Below are 19,801 nucleotides of genomic sequence, written 5' to 3' on the forward strand. Positions count from 1 at the left end.
GGCCTAATCGTCGTCGCGCATCGCGCGAGCAATGATCTCGCCGACGAGCACCGCGGATGCCGCAGGCCCACGCGCGGGAACCACGGGCAGGATCGACGTATCCGCTACCCGTAGCCCCTCGATACCGTGTACTCGTCCTGCGCCATCGACGACAGGGCCCATGGGCGCCGTGCCACACATGTGGATGGCTGTTCCCAGATGGCTGCGCATCCAGGCGTTCAGCGCTACATCGCTGTCGAGGTCGGCGGCTGCGATCTCGGTTACCCGTCCCCCCATGTGCTCGACGAGGGCGACTGCTTCACGGATGCCCGCGCCGAGGCGTGAGAGGTCAGACTCCTCCTCAAGGTAGCGATACTCGATTCGCGGTGGCGCAGAGGGATCAGCGTCGCGCAGGCTGAGCCTGCCCCGTCCGGTCGGGGCTTGGAGCCCCACGATCAGCGGGAGGTCGTCTCGGTGGGCGATCTGCGCGGCAGCCCGTCGCCCGGAGATGCCTGCCACCGCTCGGAGCGAACGAACAGGATGCCGCAAGCCGGCCGTCATGCCATCGCGCAGCCGCAGCGAGCCGGTGAGCAGGTAGCCGAGAGGCTTGACAGACAGCAGCAGCTCCAGGTCACCCTCGGGGTGCTCCCCGGAATCGATGTTGAGCGCTTCGGGAAAGGCGAATCGTTCGTCCGCGTCGAAGAGCGGGCCTTCCGGCTGCCAGGACAGCGAAATGTCAGGATGATCCGAGAACGCTGCGCCGACCGGCACCCCGGAGCGCACACGGATTCCGAGCTTCTCCAGGTCTTCGGGCATCCCGATTCCCGACGCGAGCAGTATCCGCGCCGAGCCGATGGCTCCTGCCGCGAGCACGATCTCTTCGCCGCGGATGACGCCTCGCGACGTCTCCACCCCGACTGCTCGCGAGCCCTCAAACACGATTCGCCCGACTGTCGTCCTCGGCATCAGGTTCAGGCGGGCAGAGCCTCGGTGCGGCGCGAGATACGACATTGCGGCACTCACCCGCACGCCGTCGATGATGTTCGAGGGTACGGGTCCCACGCCGGGCGGCTGCTCGCCGTTCTTGTCGGGTTCCAGACGGTGCCCCCGGCTCTGCGCGGCGCCACGGAAGGCTTGCGCGAGTCGACCGGGTTCGGGGCGCTTGACGGGGACGGGCCCGGTGCCTCCGTGAACATCGGATGCGGCAAAGTCGCGGTCAGACTCGAGATCGCGCCAGACCGGGAGGGCGTTCTCGTACTCCCATCGGCGGCCGCCAACGTCGCTCCAGGAGTCGTGGTCGGTGCGTCGGGCCCGGATGAAGTACCCGCCGTTGATCGCGCTGGAGCCGCCGACGACCTTTCCCCGCACCACGGTGTAAGCAAGCTCCGGGGTCAGTTGCCCGAGAAACGACCAGTTTGCCGGGTGGCCGGGCATGGCGCCGCGGATGCTGGCAGCATCCCGCAACTCGGCGGGTATCTCGGGGCCAGAAACCCCGGCTTCGATCAGCACCACGTGGCGGTCGGGTTCCTCGCTCAGGCGTGCCGCAAGAGCGCATCCAGCGGTGCCCGCCCCGACGATAACGGTTGTCACGGATGCTCTCCCCAGGTGTCGCCCATCTTGCGGAACGCCTCATCGATGAGCACGAGGAGGTCGGCATCCGCGTGGCTCAGCCACTGCTCGTAGGACGCGAGCGACAAGCCGAGGCAGGCCCAGGCGATTGCCTGCGGCTCCAGAGCGTCGGCAGGCTGGCGCAGACGTTCGGCCACGAACTCGGCGATGACCTGCCGCCACTCCATGTAGCGCAGCGTGGAGTGCGCCAGCAGAGTCGGCACGTTCAGCAGGAGCCACATGCGCTCGCGGTGGACGGGGATCTCGTCAGCCGGGAATCGGTTGAACTCGATGACCGCCGAGCGCAGCGCATCTCGCAGCGGAACGTCGCCAGGCAGGGCGGTGAGATAGTCCCGCATCTGCCGCAGCAGCTGGTCGAAGTCCCCCCACGGCAGGTCGTTCTTGGATCGGAAGTAGCGGAAGAACGTGCGCCTGCCGATGCCAGCGGCTTCGACGATGTCGTCGACTGTCGTCTGCTCGAAACCACGCTCCAGAAACAGAGCAAGAGCGAGGTGGCTGAGTTCGCCGTGCGTGGTGGCGGGCGCGCGACCGATGCGCGGCCGGCCATCTGGCTGTGCGTTGCTCATCAGCTCTTCCATTCGGCACTGAGTGTCATTAGTATCGGCCACGACGAAGGTTTCGCCAAGGACGTGACGAAACCGCCAGGAGGAGCATCCCATGGAGCCGACGAAGACCGCATCGGAAGTCACCGCCTCGGAGGAAGAGGTCATCGAGTCGAGTTCGCTCGTCGAAGAAGTCTCGATCGACGGCATGTGCGGCGTGTACTGAACAGGTCCTGCGCGACGCCATGAATCGCGACACGCCCTGGCGACTCAGTCCCCAGGTGTCGGTGCGCCCCGAGCCTTTCGGGGCGCTGCTGTACCACTTCGGCACCCGCAAGCTCTCGTTCCTGAAGGACCGGACGCTGCTCGCGATCGTCGAGAGCCTCGATCGAGTCGACAGTCTCGATGAGGCATGCGACGCCGCCGGCGTCGATCCCCGTGACCGCGAGCGGTACTTCGGTGCGCTCGAGACTCTCGCCGGCTCGGCGATGATCGAACAGAGGACGACATGACGCTCGTATCCGATGCCCCTCCGGCCGCCCCGCTTCGACTGGTCGATCACTTCGAGCGAGGACTTGACGCACCCATCTGCCTGACCTGGGAGCTCACCTACGCCTGCAATCTCTCGTGCGTGCACTGCCTGTCAAGTTCGGGCCGCCGGGACCCGCGCGAACTCACGACCGAGGAGTGCCGCGCCGTCATCGACGAACTCGAACGGATGCAGGTCTTCTACGTCAACATCGGCGGCGGTGAGCCGACGGTCCGCAGCGACTTCTGGGAACTCGTCGACTACGCGACGGCGCACCACGTCGGGGTGAAGTTCTCGACGAACGGCGTGAAGATCACCCCCGAGATCGCGGCGCGGCTCGCTGCCAACGACTACGTTGACGTGCAGATCTCGCTCGACGGTGCGACAGCGGAGGTCAATGACGCCATCCGGGGTCCGCGGTCGTACGAGACGGCGATGCGCGCGATGCAGAACCTCGCGGATGCCGGGATGCGCGGATTCAAGCTCTCGGTGGTGTGTACGCGGACGAACATCGGTCAACTCGACGAGTTCAAGGCCATCGCCGACCGATACGGCGCCCAACTGCGGCTCACGCGTCTTCGGCCGTCCGGTCGTGGGGCGGACGTCTGGGACGAGCTGCACCCGATGCGGGAGCAGCAGCGGGAACTGTACGACTGGCTCGTGCGCCACGGCGACCAGGTCCTCACCGGCGACTCCTTCTTCCACCTCTCGGCATACGGATCGTCCCTTCCGGGCCTGAACCTCTGCGGAGCCGGTCGCGTCGTATGCCTGATCGATCCGATCGGAGATGTCTACGCGTGCCCCTTCGCCATCCACGATGAGTTCCTGGCTGGGAATGTCCGCGACGCAGGATTCGCATCCGTATGGCGGCAGTCAGAGTTGTTCACCCGACTGCGGGAACCGCAGTCAGGTGGTGCGTGCTCGTCGTGCCAGTTCTTCGACTCGTGCAAGGGCGGATGCATGGCGGCGAAGTTCTTTACCGGGCTTCCCCTGGACGGCCCTGACCCCGAGTGCGTCCGAGGTTTCGGCGAGGAAGCGCTGAAGAACAAGAATGGTTCACTGCCCCAGCCCTCTCAAGACCACTCGCATCGCACCTCGCCGCCGAGACCGCGTCCCGTGCGCGTGACGATCCGCCGCCGCGATCAGATCGATGCGCCGCCCGTGAGTGCCTGCGCTGAGAGCCCGCTTGCCGGGTTCACCCCCATCTCGACCGACGCCCAGGAGGGTGTCGACATCCTGGGAGGCATTCACTCCCACTCCTCGTGAAGCCACCGTCCTCGACGACCGCGCCGCGGTCGCGGCGGCTTTGCGCGCCCAAATGAAAGGTAAATCATGGCTGGAAGAGTCGAAGGCAAAGTCGCCCTCATCACCGGAGCCGCCCGCGGTCAGGGCCGAAGCCACGCGTTGCGGCTGGCCGAGGAGGGAGCGGACATCATCGCGGTCGACATCTGCGGACCCGTGCCGAACCTGCAGTACTCCCACGCGACCGAGGAGGATCTGGCGGAAACCGTTCGTCAGGTCGAGGCGCTCGACCGTCGCATCATCGCCACAAAGGTTGACGTGCGGGACCGCGAAGCATTCAAGAAAGCGATCGACGACGGCGTCGCGGCCTTGGGCAAGCTCGACATCGTCGTCGCCAATGCAGGGATCTGCATCATTGCCTCATGGGACGAGGTCACGCCTCAGATCTGGGACGACGTCGTGTCGATCAATCTGACCGGCGTGTTCAACACCGTCCAGCTGGCCGCGCCTCACGTCATCGCCGCCGGGGGCGGATCGATCATTCTGACCAGTTCCGCGGCGGGACTGAAGGGCTTGCCATTCTTGATGCCCTATGTGGCCTCGAAGTTCGGTGTCACGGGTATGGGCAAGGCCTTCGCAGCTGAGCTCGCTATACACAACATCCGTGTCAACACCCTCCACCCCACGGGTGTGGAAACGCCGATGGGTGAGATGGGTGGGGCGTTTCCGCCGCTCTTGGAGAAGAACCCCGTGCTGGGAGGGATGCTGGCCAACATGCTGCCGATCCAGGCAACGGAGCCACGCGACCAGTCCAACGCCGTGCTGTTCCTCGCCAGCGATGAGGCGCGCTATGTCACGGCTCTGTCGATGACCGTTGACGCGGGAAACACCGAGTACTGAGAAGAAGGAACCTCTTATGGGAATGCTCGAGGGCAAGGTTGCCCTCATCACCGGAGGGTCGCGGGGTCAAGGCCGCGCCCACGCCATCACCTGCGCTCGGGAGGGCGCAGACGTGATCATCATCGACACGCTGGATCAGATCGCCAGTGTCGCCTATCCGATGGCTCAGCAGGCCGACATCGACGAGACCGTTCGGCAGGTGGAGGCCCTCGATCGGCGCATCGTTCCGGTAGTCGGGGATGTCCGCAGGCAGGCAGACCTCGATCGTGCGGTCTCGGAGGGGATCGCGGCGCTCGGCAAGATCGACATCCTGATCGCCAATGCCGGGATCTTCTCGCTGGCTCCCGCGCACGAACTCACCGACGAAGCATGGGACGACATGATCGCCGTGAACCTCACCGGAGTCTGGAAGTCGGCAAAGGCTGTGCTGCCCCAGATGATGGAGCAGGGCGGGGGCTCCATCGTCATGACGTCATCGATCAACGGCCTCGAGCCGGGCGCCAATTACGTGCACTACTGCGCGGCGAAGTTCGGCGTTGTCGGAATCATGAAGACTCTCGCGCTTGAGTATGCGCCGCACGGGATCCGAGTGAACTCGGTACACCCGGGCGCCATCCTCACGCCCATGACGAGTTGGCAAGGCGCGTGGGACATGATGAGCGGCAAGCCGCCCGGGGAGGGGACCGAGGCCGACATGCTGGAAGCCGGCTACCACTTCCATGCGCTCAAAGGCCACGGCTTCCTCGACCCGCAACGGATCGCCGACGCAGCGCTCTGGCTCAACTCCGACCTGGCCTCGTCGGTCACCGGCATCACGGTGCCCGTCGATGCAGGCCACCTCCTCATTCCCGGCGTCAACGCCACCCCCGTCAAGTAACCGATCCCGTCACAACCGAATACCGACGAACAATCGAACATCACACGATCAGTCGAAGGAGCAAACATGGGAGTCCTCGAAGGCAAAGTCGCCTTCATCACTGGAGCCGCGCGCGGGCAGGGACGCTCGCACGCCGTCCGTCTGGCCCAAGAAGGCGCAGACATCATCGCGGTCGACATCGCCGCGCAGATCGACTCGGTCCCCTATCCGCTGGCCACGCCGGAGGAGCTTGCCGAGACCGTCTCGCAGGTCGAGGCGCTCGACCGACGCATCCACGCCGTGCAGGCCGACGTGCGCGACCGTGCGGCGCTGCAGGCGGCGTTCGACGACGGAGTCGCCCTTCTCGGCGGCGTTGACATCGTGCTCGCCAACGCCGGCATCGCGCCGATGTCGATGCATCCGTCCCCCCAGGAGTGGTACGACGTCATCGACGTGAACCTGACCGGCGTCTACAACACGGTCGAGGTCGCAAAAGACGCGCTCATCGCCCGGGGCGGCGGGGCGATCGTGCTGACCAGCTCGACGGCCGGGCTCGCCGGCATCGGGGGCAGCGCGCCCGGCGGGCTCGGCTACACCGCTGCCAAGCACGGCGTCGTGGGGCTCATGCGCTCATATGCGAACCAGCTGGCTCAGCACAGCATCCGGGTCAACACGATCCACCCGACCGGTGTGAACACCCCGATGGTGGTCAACGACGCGATGCAGGAGTTCTTGCAGAGCGACCCGCAGCTGAGCAACGCGATGGCCAACGCGCTTCCGGTTCCGATGATCGAAGCGGTCGACCTGTCCAACGCGATCCTGTTCCTCGTCTCGGATGCCGGACGCTACGTCACCGGGGTCACGCTGCCCGTGGACGCCGGGTTCCTCAACAAGCGCTGACGAAGGGAGCAGATCATGGGAAGGGTAGAGGGCAAGGTCGCCTTCATCACCGGAGCAGCTCGCGGACAGGGCCGCTCTCACGCCGTGCGTCTCGCACAGGAGGGCGCCGACATCATCGCCATCGACGTGTGCGAGCCGATCAACGCGGTTCCGTACGACCCGGCAACGGAAGAGGACCTGGCCGAGACGGTGCGCCAGGTCGAGGCGCTCGACCGCCGCATCGTCGCGACGAAGGCGGACGTGCGCGACATGGCGCAGGTCCAGAAGGCCATCGACGATGGCGTCGCGCAGTTGGGACGACTGGACATCGTCTCGGCGAACGCGGGGATCTCGGGCCGTCCGAACAGGTCGGAGGACATCCCCGACGACGAGTGGACGGACATGCTCGACATCAACCTCTCCGGGGTGTGGCGGTCGATCCGCGCCTCGATCCCCCACCTGCGGGCGGGGGGACGAGGCGGCTCGGTCATCATCACCAGCTCGGATGCCGGTCTGTTCGCGTACGAGAACATCTCGCACTACGTCTCGGCCAAGCACGGCGTCATCGGACTCATGCGCACGCTCGCGCTCGAGCTCGCCCGCGACATGATCCGTGTCAACGCGATCTGTCCGACCACGGTCGACACCGACATGGTGCAGAACGATGCGATCTACCGGCTGTTCCGTCCGGACCTCGAGAACCCGGGAAAGCAGGACTTCGCCGATGCGGCGGTGCAGATGAACGCCCTGCCGATCCCCTGGGTGGAAGCGGTGGACATCTCCAACGCGCTGCTGTTTCTCGCATCCGACGAGGCGCGCTACATCACCGGAGTGGCGCTTCCCGTCGACGCCGGCGCCGCGGTGAAATGACGCGTGAAGGAGCGGGAAGGACGTGATGGCATGACGATGCACGCGCTGTCCGCGCCGGAGGACGCGGAAACACTCCGTGAGAACCGTGCGCGCATCGCCGGGCGTCTGGTCGGCCGCGAGCGGGAGCTGGAGCTCACGCTCGCGGCCGTCGCCGCCGGTCGCGACATCGTGCTCGAGGGTCCTCCCGGCACGAGCAAGACCACGATCCTGCGCGCGATCACCGAGGAATGGGGCATCCCGCTGCTGTTCGTCGAAGGCAACGCCGACCTGACCCCGGCAAAGCTCGTGGGTCACCACAACCCCGCGCGGGTCCTGCGCGAGGACTACTCGCCCGAGAACTTCGTGCCCGGCCCGCTCCTGGAGGCCATGCAGCAGGGCGGCTTCCTGTACATCGAGGAGTTCAACCGCGCGCCAGAGGACACGCTCAACACGCTGCTGACGGCGATGGCCGACCGCTCCATCACGGTGCCGCGGGTCGGGAGGATCGAGGCGCAGCCGACGTTCCGGGTGATCGCCTCGATGAACCCGTACGACAACGTCGGTACGACACGGCTGTCCACGAGCGTGCACGACCGCCTCAACCGCCTCGCCGTCGACTATCAGTCGACGGCGGACGAGGAACGCATCGTGGCGCTGCGCTCCGGGGCCTCGGGGGCTCTGGGCGAGCGGATGATCGGCGACGCCGTCGCCGTCACGCGCGCCACCCGGACGCACCCCGACGTCCGCCAGGGCTCGAGCGTGCGCGGGGCGATCGACACGGTCCTCGTCGCCGGCCGCCTCGCGGAGCTGCGCGGGGTCGAAGATCCCTACGGGCAGGGGTATCCCGAACTGTTCTACGACGCCATGATCGTGGCGCTGTCGGGACGCATCCACCTCGACGAGGCCGCAGAGACGACGGCGGAGGCCGTCCTGCGCGAGATCTGGGAGGACCGCTTCGTCCTGGAGCCGCACAAGGCGGCGCCGGGATGAAGGGATGTCGCCGCCGACACGCCGCTCGAGAGCGGGCGGCGTCGCACCTCCACCGTGAAAGGCGCCCCGTTGCGGCGGGTGCCGAAGCAGCTCGACGAGAAGCCGACGGTGTTCGACGCCACGGGATCCGGTGCGGGAATGGTCCTTCGTTCCTCAGGCGGTGCGCGGCGCACTGCGGGCTCGGCGCGCGGCGCGACGGCGCCGGGTCAGACCGACGAGACTGCCGAGCTGGTCTCGGCTGCGCCCGAGGCGACGGCGGTCGATCCGGCGGTGCGCGCCCTCGCTCGGCAGATCGCCTCTCGACTGTCCCTGCGCCCGGCGCGTCAGGATGCGACCAGGCGACGCGGCATCGGCGATCTCGTGAGCCTGCCATACCGGGGCGGCTCGGACGAGATCGACCTGGATCGCACGATCGAGGTGCTCGCGGAGCATCCGGTTCCCGAGGACGACGACATCGTCGTGCGGGAGCGGATGCGCACCACCAGATCGGTCGTACTGCTGGTCGATGTCTCGGGGTCGATGCGGGGCGAACGCATCACGACGGCGGCGGCGACGGTGGGGGCGGTCTCTTCGGAGCTCGTCACCGACGCGCTCGCGGTCATCGCGTTCTGGTCGGATGCGGCGATCCTGCTGCGACTGGGAGACACCGTCACACCGATGAACCTGCTCGACGAGATCCTGCGCATTCGGGCGCAGGGCCTCACGAACGTCGCCTTCCCCCTGGAGCTCGCACAGCAGCAGCTCGCCCGGGTGCCGGCGCGGGACGCGCGTGTGCTGCTGCTCTCGGACTGCGTGCACAACGCGGGCCCCGACCCGCGGCCGCTGGCCGCGCGTCTGCCGCGCCTGGACGTGCTCCTGGACGCGACCGGGGAGAAGGACATAGACCTGGGCCGCGAACTCGCGGCCAAAGGGCGCGGCCTGTGCCGCGTGATACACGGATACCGGGACGTCGCGCCGGCCGTGAGCGAGATCTTCGCGGGCCGTTGACCCGCGAGAGAAAGAGGAGGACAGATGAGTTGGTGGCCATGGCGGCAGAATCCGTGGTTCGAGACGGTACTGGAGGCACAGCGCCGGGCGAAGAGGCGGCTCCCGCCGTCGGTGTACGCGGCGCTCGTCGCCGGATCGGAGCGCGGCGCGACGCCCAGGGACAACACCGACGCGTTCGCTGAGCTGGAGTTCGCGCCGCATGTGGCCGGCCACCAGGCACAGCGCGATCTGTCGACGACCGTGCTCGGCATCCCGATCTCGCTCCCGGTGCTCATCTCGCCGACGGGTGTGCAGGCGGTCGATCCGGAGGGTGAGGTCGCCGTGGCTCGTGCTGCGGCGGCGCGCGGGACGATCATGGGCCTGAGCTCGTTCGCGAGCAAGCCCGTCGAGCAGGTTGTCGAGGCCAACCCGAACACGTTCTACCAGCTGTACTGGACGGGGTCGAAGGAGCAGATGGTCCAGCGCATGGATCGGGCTCGCGCTGCCGGCGCGAAAGCCCTCATCGCGACCCTGGACTGGTCCTTCTCGATCGGGCGGGACTGGGGCAGCCCGTCGATCCCCGAGAAGCTGGATCTGAAGGCGATGATCGCGATGGCCCCCGAGGCCGTGCGCCGGCCCGGCTGGACGCTCGACTTCCTGCGCAGCGGCCTTCCCGACCTCACCGCGCCCAACCTGCAACCGCCCGATGGGGCGGCGCCGACGTTCTTCGGGGCCTACTACGAATGGATGCAGACCCCGCCGCCCTCCTGGGAAGACGTGGAGTGGCTACGCAAGGAGTGGGGCGGGCCTTTCCTCCTGAAGGGGATCACCCGGATCGACGACGCAAAGCGCGCCGTCGACATCGGTGCCGATGCGATCTCGGTCTCCAATCACGGCGGGAACAACCTCGACACGACACCGGCTACGATCCGGTGCCTTGAGCCGATCGCCAACGCGGTGGGCTCACAGCTTGAGGTACTCCTGGACGGTGGCATCCGTCGCGGTGGGGACGTCGCCAAGGCGCTCGCGCTCGGTGCTCGTGCCGTGATGATCGGTCGCGCATACCTGTGGGGGCTCGCCGCCAACGGTCAGACCGGCGTGGAGAACGTCCTGGACCTGATGCGGATGGGGCTCGACTCCGCGGTGCTCGGTCTCGGGCACTCCTCGATCTCCGAGCTCTCGCCGGCAGATCTGTGGATTCCGCCGGAGTTCACGCGCACGCTCGGCGCTCCCGTAGCCGCGCCACGTCCCCGCAGGCGCCCGGCAGCCTCGAGCAAGGGCGGATCCTCGGCGACGACGGCATGATGGCAGGATGGATTCCCCCCGCTCCGCCGAGCCGGTTGTCTCGACCGGTGGTGCCGCCCGGCTGACGTCCCGGACGTGGCAGGAGGCGGGCGGCATCCTGGTTGTTCCCCTCGGATCGACCGAGCAGCACGGCCCGCACCTTCCGCTGGATGTGGATGCCCGCATCGCGGTAGCGGTCAGCGAGGACCTGGTGCGACGGTGGCGTGCCACCGGCCGCGACGCGAGCGTCGCCCCCGTGGTGTCCTTCGGAGCCAGTGGCGAGCACGCCGGGTTCGCGGGGACGATCTCGATCGGTACGGATGCCTTGCGCCAGGTGATCGTCGAGATCGGCCGGTCCGTCAGCGAATGGTCCGACCGCCTCGTGTTCGTGAACGGGCACGGCGGCAACCTCGACGCGGTCACGAGCGCCGTGACGCTCCTGCGCGGCGAGGGCCGCGACGTGACCTGGATTCCCTGCGGGGTGCCGGGGTCTGACGCGCACGCGGGCAGAACCGAGACATCCGTCATGTTGCATCTGGATGCCGCGGCGGTGCGCCTCGAGCGAGCGGCGAAGGGGGAGGACCGCCCTCTGACGGAGATCCTGCCGGCACTGCGGGAACGGGGAGTTGCGGGGGTCTCGCCCAGCGGTGTGCTGGGAGACCCGACGGGAGCGAGCGCGCGCGAGGGTGCGGACCTGCTGGCTCAGATGTGCGACCGCGCGTGGCAGCGGGCGCAGGCGGAGCAGCAATGACCCTGCCTGACGGCTTCGCGGTCCGGATCGGCCGCCACACCCGGGTCATCGACGACGGGGCGGTGCTGGTCGGGGGTGCGCCTGCGCGTGTCGCGCGCCTGGCTCCGGCTGCCCGTGCCCTCGTCGCCGATGGCGTCGTGGTGGTCGCCGACGCGGCATCGCGCTCCCTGGCGGAGTACCTGCTGGAGAACGGCCTGGCCGATCCGATCGTGACGCGTCTGCCGCCGGTCGAGCTCTCGCGACTGTCGGTGGTGATCCCCACGAAAGACCGGGCGCGCCTGCTCGCGCGCCTCCTTGTGAGCCTTCCCCAGGGTCTCGCCGAGGTCATCGTCGTCGACGATGGCTCCGACGACCCCGCTGCTGTCGCGGCGACCGTGGCCGCCGCCGACGCGCGGCTGCTCGTGCACGCGACCAACCTCGGCCCCGCTGCCGCGCGCAACACTGGGGCTGCGGCGGCGCGCACCGAGTTCATCGCTTTCATCGACACGGATGTCGTCCTCGAGCCGGACTGCCTCCCCCTCCTTCTTCGACACTTCGCCGATCCGCAGCTTGCGCTTGCTGCGCCGCGCATCACGGGTGTGAGAGATTCGGGTTCGACGTGGATCAGTCGGTACGAGGATGCGCGGTCGTCGCTGGACCTCGGCGCCGAGACCGCACCGGTCAAGCCGTTCACCCGTGTCTCGTGGGTGCCCACGACCTGCGTCATCGTCCGTGCGGATCGGCTGGGCGACGGTTTCGACCCGGCGCTGCGTGCCGGTGAGGATGTCGACTTCGTCTGGCGACTGGTCGAGTCCGGCTCTCGAGCGCGCTTCGAACCCGCGGCGGTGGCGCAGCACGAGCATCGCACCGCGCCGAGTACCTGGCTGGCCCGGAAATTCTTCTACGGCACCGGTGCGCAGCCGCTTGCGGCTCGTCATCCACGCAACGTCGCGCCGGTCGTGCTCGCTCCCTGGAGCGTTCTCGTCCTCGTTGCCGCGGTCTCGCAGCGGCGGTGGTCTGCGCCGGTGATCGCCGTCACCGTCGGCGTGGTCGTCGTCCGGATCGCTGGGAAGCTCCCGCATCTGCGTCATCCGTGGCGTGAGTCGCTGCGTCTTGTCCGCGATGGGCTGCTCGCCGCGACCGCCCAGGGCATCGCCCTGTTCGTGCGGCACTGGTGGCCGCTCGCTATCGTCGGCTCCCTGGTGTCGCGGCGTATCCGTCGCGCGACCGTGCTGGCAGCGGTCGCGGATGCCGCCTGGGAGTACGCGCGGCTGCGGCCGGGTCTGGACCCGGTGCGATTCGGAGTCGCGCGGCGCCTCGACGATCTCTCCTACGGTGCCGGGGTGTGGTGGTCGAGCCTGCGCGCTCGCTCCTTCCGTGCACTGCTGCCCGCGATCGTCCGGACCGACCGCTCGCGCTCGGCGAAAGCGAGGGAACGCTGAGGCGTCCGCGAACTACGCTGGAGGGATGGCCGGGAAGAAGCGAGGAAAGCCGCCGGTGGAGTTTCGCAACGCGCAGCTCGCTGACGCGCTCCAGACGCAGGACATGGCTGCTGTCGCGTTCGCGCTGAGGCACGGTCCGACGATCGTGCCGCTCATGAAGCCAGGTCAGCGCGACAATCCGCTGGATGTCGGGGAGGTGTGGACGTTCCGCGACCCGAACACCGGTCAGGTCGCTCTGCTGCTGTTCAGCGATGCCACGAACAAGCCCGCGACGCTTCCGCCAGCGGTCGCGCTGATGCCGCCGGCCAGCCTCATGACGTTCCTCGAGGTGCACCGCGACGAGATCACGACGGTCTTCTTCGACCTCGCAGGCCCGCATCCGATGCAGGCGAGCCCCGTCGACGTGCTGGCAGCGCTCGAGGTCCGTGTCGAGGACTGACGCCGCGGGCTGCTAGAAGCCCGGCTCGTCGTCGGGCCTGCTGCTCGATTCTCGGCGTCGCCCCGGTCGCACGGCGTGGAGACTGAGGTCGCCGAGTGCCCCGCGGAGGTTCTTCGATCCGGCGTCGACCACCGTCCGATAGCCGAGCCGTTCTGCCTCGGCGCGCCGCTGTGCGGCCTGCATCACCGGCCGGACCTCACCTGCCAGACTCAGCTCGCCAATGGCCGCCGTTCCCTTGGCAAGAGCTGTCTCGCTGACGGCGTTGGCCACGGCCACCGCGATCGCGAGGTCTGCCGCGGGCTCGACCAGGCGCACCCCACCGACCGTTGAGACGTACACGTCATGGTCACTGACGACAACGCCAGCGCGGCGTTCGAGCACGGCCAGGACCATCGCCACCCGTGACGCCTCGACGCCGTTGACAATGCGGCGCGGGTTGGGCGCTGAGGTCTTGATCGTCAGAGCCTGGACTTCGACGGGGAGCGCCCGGCGCCCCTCCATCGCAATCGTGACGCATGTGCCCGCGACCGGGTCTCCATGTCCGAGGAAGAGGGCGCTGGGATCGGCGACCTCCTGGATGCCGTCGCCTGTCATATCGAAGCAGCCGACCTCATCGGTGGGCCCGAACCGATTCTTGAGCGCGCGGACGAAGCGCAGCGAACTCTGCCGGTCACCCTCGAAGTGGCAGACGACGTCGACCAGGTGCTCCAGGATGCGGGGCCCGGCGATCGAGCCGTCCTTCGTGACGTGTCCGACGATGATGACGGGCAGGCCTCGGTCCTTCGCCACGCGAATGAGGGTCGACGCGACCTCTCGCACCTGCGACGGGTGGCCCGCCGCGCCTTCGTGCATCGCCGACGAGACAGTCTGCACCGAGTCGACGATCAGGAGGCTTGGCTGCACCTCATCGACGTTGCCGAGGATCGTGGCCAGGTCGGTCTCGCTCGCGAGATACAGCTCGTCGTGCAGGGCCCCCGTGCGTGACGCCCGCAGCCTGACCTGCGCGACCGACTCCTCCGCGCTCGCGTAGAGCACACGGTGACCGGATGCCGCGGAGTGTGCCGCGACATCCAGCAACAGCGTGGACTTGCCGACGCCCGGCTCGCCGGAAAGCAGGATCGCGGCGCCGGGTACGAGCCCACCGCCGAGGACGCGGTCGAACTCGCCGATGCCGGTCGTGCGGCGGGGAGCATCGGATGCCGACACCTGCGTGATCGGCTGAGCTGCACGCTCTGCGCTCGGCGTCGCGGGGGCGAGTGCCCGAACGATCCCGGTCTGTTCGGCGGCTTCGACGACGGTGCCCCACTGCTGGCATTCGCCGCACCGTCCGACCCACTTGGCCGTCGTCCACCCGCACTCGGTGCACCGGAACGGGGCGGTGGTCGTCGGACGCTTGGCCATGCGATCAGGCTAGTCGCGGCATCCGACACCACCGCCCGGGCACGCCCTGCCCTGTGGCTAACTCCTCAAATCCGGCGGTGGCGGGGCTCGGACGGCGGTCGCGGAGCCCCGAAGACGGCAGTCTTGAGGAGTTCGCCACGCGCGCGAGGCATCGGTTACGGATGCCGACGCAGCTATCCCTTCAGTTCTGCTGAAGCATTGCTAGAGTCTGCACATGCTCATCGCAGCCATCGTCATCATCACCCTCGCGCTCGTCTTCTACTCCATCGGCGTGTGGGCGGAGCGCATCCAGCGCACGCTGCGCTGGTGGCACGCGGCGTTCTTCGCACTCGGACTCGCGGCAGACACCACGGGCACACTCCTCATGTCGCAGATCGCCGGCGACCGCCGGGCCGCGGGCGTTGCGGCGAGTCCGCTCGACACGCTCATGAGCTGGACGGGTCTGGCTGCCATCATCCTCATGGCCATCCACTTGCTGTGGGCGGTCATCGTGCTCATCCGCAATCGTGAACACGAGAAGGCGGTGTTCCATCGCTTCAGCATCGTGGTCTGGGCGATCTGGCTGATCCCCTACATCGCAGGTGCTGCCGCGGCGATGGGCGGCGGCGGGAGCTGATCCGGATCAGCGCAGCGAAGAGGCTACCTCGCGCAGGGCGTCGGCCGACCGGCGCAGCAGCGCGAGCTCGTTCGGCGAGAACGGCGTCTGGCGGATCGGGAACGCGCCCCGGGAATTGACAATCGAGGGCACCGAGAGCGCCACCCCGTCGATGCCGTGGAAGTCCTGCAGCACCGTGCTGACGGGCAAGACGGCGTTCTCGTCACGCAGGATGGCCTCGATGATGCGCGCTGACGAGAGTCCGATCGCATAGTTGGTCGCGCCCTTGCCCTGGATGACCTTATACGCGGAGTCGCGCACATCCACCGTGATGGCGTCCAGCTCATCAACCGTCATTCGGGGGTGGCCATCCGACTCCCACTCGAGGAGCGGGACCGTGCCGATGCTCGCATGGGACCACAGAGCGAACTCCGTGTCGCCGTGTTCACCGATGATGTAGGCGTGCACGCTCGAGGTGGCAACCCCCGCTCGATGCGCGAGTTTCCAACGTAGGCGGGACGTGTCGAGGACGGTTCCCGACGCGAACAGCCGCTCCGGGGGAAGCCCGGTGTCCTCCTGTGCGAGCACCGTCAGCACATCGCACGGGTTGGTCACGATCACGTAGACCGCGTCGGGGGCGACTTCCAGCAGCTGAGGCAGCATCTTTCGCAGGATGCCGGCATTCACGCCCGCAAGCTCGATGCGGCTCTGCCCCGGGTTCTGCTTCGCGCCGGCGGTGATCACGACGACGTGCGAACCCGCGGCTACCGAGATGTCGCTGCCGCCGGTGATGTCGCTCGTGCCGGTGAACAGGGTGCCGTGAGCGAGATCGAGAACCTCGGCATCCACCTTCGCGGTATTGATGTCGTAGAGGGCGACATGGCGGGCTGAGCCGCGGATGAGGGCGGCGTAGGCGGCGCTGGATCCGACGCTGCCGGCGCCGACGACGGTGACTTTCGAGTTCTCGATCACACTCATGAGGGACAGTCTTACAGGTCGGTGTTACGCGCCGGTAGCCGGCTCCGCCCGCTTCTCGACTGGTGCGACGTCGGAGTTCCGGATGCCGAGGAACGACACGATCCCGCCAGCCACCATGAGTCCGGCGGTGACGATCGCGGCGCGGCGGAATCCGTCAAGATCGAGGCTGCCGGCGACGATCGTCGCGAGCGTCGCGATGATGAGAAGCCCGGCGATGCGCGCGATGGCGTTGTTCACGGCGGAGGCGATGCCGGAGCGGGCCGGATCCACCGCGCCGAGGATCGCCGCGGTGAGGGGCGAGACCGTGATGGCAAGCCCAAGTCCGAAGAGGATGAGCCCCGGAAGGAGTTGGAGCCAGTAGTTGACGGGGTCGGTGACCGTGAGAAGCAGCAGCGATCCGCCGGCCATCACGAGCGGTCCGACGGTCATGAAGATCCGCGGCCCGAAGCGGTCGGACAGGGACCCCATCGATGCACTCAGCAGCACCATCATGACGGTGGTCGGCAGGCTCGCAAGCCCCGCGAGAGTCGCCGAGAACCCAGCCTCCTGCTGCAGGTAGACCGTGACGACGAAGCCGTTGAGCGAGAGCGCTGCGTACACGAACAGGGTCGCGATGTTCCCGGTCCAGAAGTTGCGGATGCGGAAGAGGTCAAGCGGCAGCATCGGCGCCGTTGCCGACCGCTGACGCCAGAGGAAGAGCGCGAACAGAAGGATGCCGGCCGCGAACGTCCCCCAGATCACGGGCGATCCCCATCCGAGGTTCGGTTGTTCGATCAGCGCGAAGACCGCCCCGCCGAGTCCGAAGGTGCACAGGGCGGCGCCGATCCAGTCGATGCGAGCGTCGGGGCGGCGCTCGTCGCGCTCGCCGAGGGTGTGGAGGAGCCACAGGGTGATGCCGATCGGGACGACGTTGATGACGAACGCGAACCGCCACGACAGGTAGTCGACGAAGACGCCGCCGATGAGGGGCCCGACGATCATGGCGCCGGTGGTCATGGCCGTCCAGATGCCGATCGCCCGGCCGCGCATCGCGCCGTCGAAGCGCGAGGTGATGAGCGCCAGCGAGCTGGGAACGAGGAACGCGCCCGCCGCACCCTGCACGGCGCGGGCGATGATCAGGATGACGGGGTCTGGCGCGATCGCGATCACGACGGATGCCGCGGCGAATCCGTAGAGGCCGATGCGCAGCACGAGCAGCCTGCCGAAGGCATCCGAGATCGAACCGGCGAGCAGGATGAGTGATCCGAGGGTGATGAGGTAGGCGTCCACCACCCACTGCTGGGTCGTGAGCCCGCCGCCGAGCTCGGTCTCGATCGCGGGAAGGGCGACGTTGATGAGCGTGCCGTCGAGGAACGCGACGAACGACGCCAGGATCGCGATCGTGAGGATGAGTCGCTGCGATCGACTCATGCGAGATGCCACACCGTCACGCTACGCGCTTTGCGCGGCGGTGGGGTCGCTCAGATCGGCCCGCGATCCGATCAGCCCGCGCTCGCCGAGCCCACACCTCGCGCGTCGAACCCACACTTTTCCGCGGCCGAATCCTGTCGGCTCAAGGCCGAAGGTGTGGGTTCGGCGGATGGAAGGTCGGGCTAGAGCGCGCCGCCGGCAGCGGGCGGGGCGTCGGCTTCGGTCGAGTCGCCGTTCGGCATGTCGCGAGCGACGAAGTTCTCAATGTCGAAGAGGTTGGTCGTGCGCTCGGCGATGTTCAGGAGGGTCGTCATCGACGCGACCTCCTCAACCTGTTCCTTCAGGAACCACAGCATCGCCTGCTCTCCCAGTCCGTCGCTCTCGGCGCGGGCCGCGGCGAAGAGCGCCTCGATCTGTGACGAAACGCGCTTCTCCTGCTCGAGTGCCAGGCGGATCGGCTCGGCGTGGTCGGCGAAGTCGGTGCGCACAGCCGGAACGCCGGGGATGGTCACGCCCATGTCGCGGTCGAGGCGGTACTGGATGAGCATCATCGCGTGGTTGCGCTCTTCGACGGACTGGCGGTAGAAGTGGCGCGCGAGCTGCGGCAGGTCGTGGTCGTCGTACCAAACGGCGATGGCGATGTACTGCTGGCTGGCGGCGAACTCGTGGCCGATCTGCTCGGACAGCAGCTGGTCGAACGTGGTCATGACACTCCGATCGGGTCGCGTAACTCCCTCCCATCCTGGCAGAGTGCGCTACTGCGAGAACAGTCCGGCGGGGTCGCCGACCGAAGCGAGGTACGCCGCGCGACGCTCGAACAGTGCGGGGACGCGCCCGCGGACCTTCGCGATGAGTTCGCCCAGATCGGCGGTGGTGAGGATGCCGTCGGCGACGACCGTGCGACCGGCGACGACCACCCGATCGACGTCGCTGCCGCGGACGGCGTGCACGAGGTTGTGGTGGATGTTGGCGTGCGATCCGGCCGGCAACAGGGGAGTCATCCGGGGCGTATCGGTCCGCACCGCGATCAGGTCGGCCTGCTTGCCGGGTTCGAGGGACCCGAGCCGATCACCCTGACCGATGGCTCGCGCTCCGCCGATCGTGGCCATTTCGAGGACCTGCCACGAGTCCATGGCTGCGGCATCCATCTTTCGCAGTTTGCCGAGCAGGGAGGCGACTTTCATCTCCTCGAACATGTCGAGGTTGTTGTTCTCTTTCTCGCCATCGGTGCCGATGGCGACGTTCACCCCGGCCTCGAGCATCTCGGCGATCGGCGCGATGCCGCTGGCGAGCTTCATGTTGCTGACGGGGTTGTGGGAGACGCCGACTCCGCGCTCAGCGACCAGCTCGATCTCGTCGGCGTCCAGCCAGACGGCGTGAGCGATCATGGCGCGGGGCGTGTCGAAGAAGCCCATGCGCTCGAGGGCATGCATCGGTCGCAGGCCGGTGCGCTCGGCGAAGATCCGCACATCCAACTCGGACTCGCTGCAGTGGGTGTAGAGGCCGGCTCCATAGTCGCGGGCCATCGCGACGGCGCGGGCGCGGCCGGCGTCGTCGGCGTAGAACGGATGCTCCAGCCCGACCCAGGGCGTGATGCGCCCACCGCCGGCGCCCGTCCAATCGCGCAGCATCCGCTCGTTGTCGTCGAGGGTGTCGAAGTAGTCGAAATCCGGGTGCTCGCCGACATAGTTCACGGTGACGAGCCGATTCCCGAGTTCGACCGCGGCGCTCGCAGCTCGATCCATGTACCGCCACATGTCCACGACCGTCGTCGTGCCCGAAAGCAGACCCTCGGCGTAGCAAAGCCACGCGGCAGCCGCGGCGTCGGCCGGCTCAAGCACCCGGTGCATCGGATCGATGTGCACGCGCAGCCACTCGTACACCGGCAGGTGCTCGGCGGTGCCGCGCAAGAGACCTGAATGGTGGTGGCCGTTGATCAGGCCCGGCATCAGCACCCGGTCGGCGAGGTGCGTGTGCGCGGCATCCGGATGCAGCTGCAGCAGTTTCTCGCGAACCCCGACGCTGACGATGGCGTCGCCGTCAATCGCCACGCCCGCATCTGTGAGGACGCTGCGAGAGGCATCCATCGGGACGAGGATGTCGGCGGTGAGGAGGTGCACGCTCATGGCTTCCGTTCTGGCGCCGCAACCGATGGCGACGC

Annotated in this window: 21 protein-coding genes; 14 read left to right on the forward strand and 7 right to left on the reverse strand. The window is 67.9% G+C overall.

Going from position 1 to position 19,801, the window contains the following annotated elements; all coding sequences use genetic code 11:
- Positions 1-3: 3 nt before the first annotated feature.
- Positions 4-1,569, reverse strand: coding sequence for a GMC family oxidoreductase (locus MICSW_RS01405; protein WP_292732461.1), 1,566 nt, complete (start codon positions 1,567-1,569; stop codon positions 4-6).
- Positions 1,566-2,174: a mycofactocin system transcriptional regulator gene (gene mftR, locus MICSW_RS01410; RefSeq protein WP_292732463.1), complete on the reverse strand. Its 609-nt coding sequence runs from the start codon at positions 2,172-2,174 to the stop codon at positions 1,566-1,568. Before mftR ends, MICSW_RS01405 begins: the two co-directional genes overlap by 4 nt.
- A gap of 91 nt (positions 2,175-2,265) precedes the next feature.
- On the opposite strand from mftR, the gene mftA reads away from it, so the two are divergent.
- From mftA to MICSW_RS01475, 13 genes are all read left to right on the forward strand, one after another.
- The gene (gene mftA, locus MICSW_RS01415; RefSeq protein WP_292732465.1) at positions 2,266-2,376 is read left to right on the forward strand and encodes a mycofactocin precursor MftA; all 111 of its coding nucleotides are present in this window, start codon (positions 2,266-2,268) and stop codon (positions 2,374-2,376) included.
- 19 nt (positions 2,377-2,395) lie between these two features.
- Positions 2,396-2,662: a mycofactocin biosynthesis chaperone MftB gene (gene mftB, locus MICSW_RS01420; RefSeq protein ID WP_292732467.1), complete on the forward strand. Its 267-nt coding sequence runs from the start codon at positions 2,396-2,398 to the stop codon at positions 2,660-2,662.
- Positions 2,659-3,945: a mycofactocin radical SAM maturase gene (gene mftC, locus MICSW_RS01425; RefSeq protein WP_292732469.1), complete on the forward strand. Its 1,287-nt coding sequence runs from the start codon at positions 2,659-2,661 to the stop codon at positions 3,943-3,945. The genes mftB and mftC overlap by 4 nt, the downstream gene beginning before the upstream one ends.
- 66 nt (positions 3,946-4,011) lie before the next feature.
- Entirely contained in the window at positions 4,012-4,821 is an 810-nt protein-coding gene (locus MICSW_RS01430) for a mycofactocin-coupled SDR family oxidoreductase (RefSeq protein WP_292732471.1), read from the forward strand.
- 16 nt (positions 4,822-4,837) lie between these two features.
- Positions 4,838-5,698, forward strand: a complete 861-nt coding sequence (locus MICSW_RS01435; RefSeq protein WP_292732473.1) for a mycofactocin-coupled SDR family oxidoreductase — start codon at positions 4,838-4,840, stop codon at positions 5,696-5,698.
- A gap of 66 nt (positions 5,699-5,764) precedes the next feature.
- The gene (locus MICSW_RS01440; RefSeq protein WP_292732475.1) at positions 5,765-6,577 is read left to right on the forward strand and encodes a mycofactocin-coupled SDR family oxidoreductase; all 813 of its coding nucleotides are present in this window, start codon (positions 5,765-5,767) and stop codon (positions 6,575-6,577) included.
- Between the two features lie 15 nt (positions 6,578-6,592).
- Positions 6,593-7,426: a mycofactocin-coupled SDR family oxidoreductase gene (locus tag MICSW_RS01445; protein ID WP_292732477.1), complete on the forward strand. Its 834-nt coding sequence runs from the start codon at positions 6,593-6,595 to the stop codon at positions 7,424-7,426.
- A 30-nt stretch (positions 7,427-7,456) separates the two neighbouring features.
- Positions 7,457-8,395 (forward strand): AAA family ATPase, encoded by a 939-nt coding sequence (locus MICSW_RS01450; protein WP_292732479.1) that lies wholly within the window; start codon positions 7,457-7,459, stop codon positions 8,393-8,395.
- 78 nt (positions 8,396-8,473) lie between these two features.
- Positions 8,474-9,382: a vWA domain-containing protein gene (locus tag MICSW_RS01455; RefSeq protein WP_292732481.1), complete on the forward strand. Its 909-nt coding sequence runs from the start codon at positions 8,474-8,476 to the stop codon at positions 9,380-9,382.
- Positions 9,383-9,406: 24 nt separating this feature from the next.
- A complete protein-coding gene (mftD, locus tag MICSW_RS01460) occupies positions 9,407-10,666 on the forward strand; it encodes a pre-mycofactocin synthase MftD (protein WP_464496561.1) in 1,260 nt (419 codons plus the stop codon).
- Between the two features lie 7 nt (positions 10,667-10,673).
- Positions 10,674-11,396 (forward strand): mycofactocin biosynthesis peptidyl-dipeptidase MftE, encoded by a 723-nt coding sequence (gene mftE / locus MICSW_RS01465; protein WP_464496562.1) that lies wholly within the window; start codon positions 10,674-10,676, stop codon positions 11,394-11,396.
- Positions 11,393-12,817, forward strand: a complete 1,425-nt coding sequence (gene mftF, locus MICSW_RS01470) for a mycofactocin biosynthesis glycosyltransferase MftF (RefSeq protein WP_347424771.1) — start codon at positions 11,393-11,395, stop codon at positions 12,815-12,817. The genes mftE and mftF overlap by 4 nt, the downstream gene beginning before the upstream one ends.
- Positions 12,818-12,842: 25 nt before the next feature.
- On the forward strand, positions 12,843-13,256 hold the full coding sequence (locus MICSW_RS01475) for a dehydrogenase (protein WP_347424770.1): 414 nt from the start codon (positions 12,843-12,845) through the stop codon (positions 13,254-13,256).
- A 12-nt stretch (positions 13,257-13,268) separates the two neighbouring features.
- Here MICSW_RS01475 and radA read toward each other — a convergent pair whose 3' ends face one another.
- Positions 13,269-14,657: a DNA repair protein RadA gene (radA, locus tag MICSW_RS01480; protein WP_292726877.1), complete on the reverse strand. Its 1,389-nt coding sequence runs from the start codon at positions 14,655-14,657 to the stop codon at positions 13,269-13,271.
- Positions 14,658-14,871: 214 nt separating this feature from the next.
- Here radA and MICSW_RS01485 point away from each other — a divergent pair, with 214 nt between their 5' ends.
- Positions 14,872-15,273 (forward strand): HsmA family protein, encoded by a 402-nt coding sequence (locus MICSW_RS01485; protein ID WP_347424768.1) that lies wholly within the window; start codon positions 14,872-14,874, stop codon positions 15,271-15,273.
- Between the two features lie 6 nt (positions 15,274-15,279).
- Here MICSW_RS01485 and MICSW_RS01490 read toward each other — a convergent pair whose 3' ends face one another.
- The 4 genes from MICSW_RS01490 to MICSW_RS01505 all read right to left on the reverse strand — a co-directional run bounded on the left by MICSW_RS01490 (position 15,280) and on the right by MICSW_RS01505 (position 19,766).
- Positions 15,280-16,230, reverse strand: a complete 951-nt coding sequence (locus tag MICSW_RS01490) for an L-lactate dehydrogenase (protein WP_464496563.1) — start codon at positions 16,228-16,230, stop codon at positions 15,280-15,282.
- 24 nt (positions 16,231-16,254) lie between these two features.
- Complete coding sequence (locus MICSW_RS01495) at positions 16,255-17,640, reverse strand: MFS transporter (protein ID WP_464498460.1); 1,386 nt, start codon at positions 17,638-17,640, stop codon at positions 16,255-16,257.
- Between the two features lie 182 nt (positions 17,641-17,822).
- Positions 17,823-18,347 (reverse strand): ferritin, encoded by a 525-nt coding sequence (locus MICSW_RS01500; protein ID WP_228177457.1) that lies wholly within the window; start codon positions 18,345-18,347, stop codon positions 17,823-17,825.
- 48 nt (positions 18,348-18,395) lie between these two features.
- On the reverse strand, positions 18,396-19,766 hold the full coding sequence (locus MICSW_RS01505) for an amidohydrolase (protein ID WP_464496564.1): 1,371 nt from the start codon (positions 19,764-19,766) through the stop codon (positions 18,396-18,398).
- Positions 19,767-19,801 lie beyond the last annotated feature (35 nt).

It is taken from the genome of Microbacterium sp. SW12, from assembly GCF_055391095.1.